3 protein-coding genes and 1 pseudogene are annotated in these 2,815 nt (G+C 52.1%); 2 read left to right on the top strand and 2 right to left on the bottom strand.

The window, feature by feature from the left end:
* Positions 1 to 282: 282 nt before the first annotated feature.
* Positions 283 to 967: pseudogene (locus BBW68_RS06880) on the top strand (peptidoglycan meso-diaminopimelic acid protein amidase).
* Here BBW68_RS06880 and BBW68_RS06875 read toward each other — a convergent pair.
* Together BBW68_RS06875 and lpcA are read right to left on the bottom strand one after the other, a co-directional pair.
* Positions 938 to 1,705 (bottom strand): class II glutamine amidotransferase, encoded by a 768-nt coding sequence (locus BBW68_RS06875; protein WP_070134556.1) that lies wholly within the window; start codon positions 1,703 to 1,705, stop codon positions 938 to 940. The pseudogene BBW68_RS06880 and the gene BBW68_RS06875 sit on opposite strands and share 30 nt — an antisense overlap.
* Positions 1,706 to 1,749: 44 nt before the next feature.
* The gene (gene lpcA / locus BBW68_RS06870; RefSeq protein WP_070134555.1) at positions 1,750 to 2,331 is read right to left on the bottom strand and encodes a D-sedoheptulose 7-phosphate isomerase; all 582 of its coding nucleotides are present in this window, start codon (positions 2,329 to 2,331) and stop codon (positions 1,750 to 1,752) included.
* Positions 2,332 to 2,540: 209 nt separating this feature from the next.
* Here lpcA and BBW68_RS06865 point away from each other — a divergent pair.
* A partial coding sequence (locus BBW68_RS06865; RefSeq protein ID WP_148127483.1) for an IS6 family transposase occupies positions 2,541 to 2,815 on the top strand: 275 nt, incomplete at its 3' end.

The raw sequence follows: 2,815 nt of genomic DNA, 5'->3' as shown, positions 1-2,815 counted from the left end.
CCACGTCCCAAGGCTCTACCCAAAAAGCAGTCCATATCCACATGAATAATTTTACGCATAACCCTCCGACAGTACTGGATAAGTATACAGTTAATTTTGCAGAGTTCAATGCAGCGAATAAACGTCGGTCAACACTAAATTGCGGCTTTTTATCCTTCACTATCTTGCTAAAGAAATAGACAATGCTAATGCTGACGCAGCAATAGTGGATTTGTCCTATATTGTCAGTTAACAGACGCCTTCCGGCGTTGCTTTCCACCCCTACTTTTCAAGGGAAATAGAATGGGAAAAATCGCACTGCTGTTTGCGATGATTTTTCTGCCAGCTGTTGTCTTTGCCAGCGTACCCGATGCGGTTATCCCTCTGGTGCCGGTAAGCAAAGAGTTAAAGAAACAATTACTCGGCACCCCCGTGTATCTGCAAATTTTCAAAGAAGAACGCACGCTTGAGCTGTACGGCAAAACTGCGGCCTTGGGCCAAAACGCGTGCAGGGTGATTTCAAAGCCCGGAAGATTTTTACAGCGTGGGACTTTCCCAGCTGAAGCCAGATAGCCGCTTCTACCGTGCAATTAACGTCGTTTCCCGAATGAGTACGATCGTCAGTAGGATTATCAGGGGAAATATCTGATAATCCACGGTAACTGCGTGTCGATTGGCTGCTATGCCATGACCGATGCCTATATGGATGAGATTTATCACTATGTGGAAGCCGCGCTGTGCAACGGCCAGCCGCGTGTTGAGGTGAGCATTTATCCTTTCCGCATGACGGAAAGTAATATGCAGCGCCATCGCTACTCAACCTGTTACAATTTCTGGAAACAGCTGCAGCCCGGGATATGCGCAGTTCGTGCAGACCAAGCAGCCGCCTTTTGTCAGCGTCAGCGATGGCAAATATGTGTTGAGCCGCCCGATGTCGAACGGCCCAACGGTACCTGACTCAGTGCTCGCACTCACCCAGACAAAATAACGCCCACTCACCTAGCGCAATCTTGTGCCAGGTTTCATTCACCGTTAGCGGCTGGGTGGCGACCACTGTGACCACATCGTTCGGTGTGGTCTGCTTCTGAAAATCAATCTCCACATCCTGATCCAGCAGCTTGGCTTTGCCAAACGGCGCGCGCCGGGTGATCCAGAACAGATTGGTCGAGCAGAACGCCATAAGATAGCGCCCGTCCGACAGCAGCATATTAAATACACCCTTCTCACGCAGTTCACCTGCCAGTTTGGCAATATAGCGGAATACCGCCGGCCAGTTGCCGGGAGTGCGCGGATAGCGCGTGGTCAGCTTGTGCAGAAGCCAGCAGAACGCCAGTTCACTGTCGGTTTCCCCAATCGGACGATGCGGGCCGGTATCGAGGTTTTTATAGCCCTTCAGCTGCCCGTTATGTGCATAGGTCCAGTTGCGACCCCAAAGCTCACGGGTAAACGGATGGGTGTTTTCCAGCGACACTTCCCCACGATTGGCCTGGCGAATATGCGCCACCACCGAACAGGATTTGATCGGATACTTCTGCACTAGGCGCGCAATCGGCGACTGGAAGCTGGGCAGTGGATCTTTAAATGTGCGGCAGCCCTTTCCTTCATAAAAGGTAATGCCCCAACCATCTTTATGCGGACCTGTTCCCCCCCCTCGCTGCACCAGCCCGGTAAAGCTAAAACAGATGTCCGTCGGGACATTAGCGCTCATCCCGAGCAGTTCGCACATAGAATTACCTCAGTGAGGGGCCGTCGCAGGATGCCCCGGCAGGATTACGCTTTTACCATCTCTTTTTCGATAAGCAACATCAAGATATGAATCACCTTGATGTGGATCTCCTGAACGCGGTCGGCATAGCCGAAGTGCGGTACGCGGATTTCCACGTCGGCCACGCTGTCCATTTTACCGCCGTCTTTACCGGTGAGGGTGATCACTTTCATCTCCTGCGCATGCGCCGCTTCAACCGCTTTGATGATGTTGGCAGAGTTGCCGGAAGTGGAGATCCCCAGCAGGATATCCCCCGCGCGCCCTACCGCTTCGACATAGCGCGAGAAGACAAAATCGTAGCCAAAATCGTTGCTGACGCAGGAGAGGTGGCTGACATCTGAAATCGCGATCGCCGGGTAGCCCGGTCGGTTTTCACGGTAGCGGCCGGTCAGCTCTTCGGCGAAGTGCATCGCGTCACAGTGGGAACCGCCGTTACCGCAGGAAAGCACTTTACCGCCCGCTTTGAATGAGTCAGCCAGTAAAACCGCCGCACGCTGAATAGACTCGATATTTGCATCTTCGCTAAGAAATTTATTCAGCGTGTCTGCCGCTTCGTTCAGCTCGGCACGAATGAGGTTTTGGTACATAGGGGATGTCCTTTTTAGGAAAGAGTTACCGCCGGAGTTTATCAAGTTGCCCGTTAAGCGGGAAGCAATCTCCCCGACAGCCTGTGGGATTAACCCTTCGTACCGCCGCTTTGTGAGCTAGGCTGTAATTATTATATAAACAGATTGGCACTGTTGCAAAGATCTGGCGATGGTAAACTGATGCCACTGTTTAGTTGAAGGAGCAGCACATGAACCCATTTAAAGGTCGACATTTTGAGCGTCATATTATCCTGTGGGCCGTCCGCTGGTACTGCAAATATGGCATCAGTTATCGTGAGCTGCAGGAGATGCTGGCTGAGCGAGGGGTAAATGTCGATCACACCACGATTTATCGATGGGTTCAGCGTTCTGCACCTGAGATGGAAAAGCGGCGGCGCTGGTACTGGCGTCAACCTTCCGGTTTTGGCTCATGGCATCTCGATGAAACCTACGTGAAGGTCAACGGACGCTGGGCTTATCTGTA

This window comes from Candidatus Erwinia dacicola (assembly GCF_001756855.1).
GTDB lineage: Bacteria > Pseudomonadota > Gammaproteobacteria > Enterobacterales > Enterobacteriaceae > Erwinia > Erwinia dacicola.
This window is presented reverse-complemented; position numbering and strand designations above follow the sequence as displayed.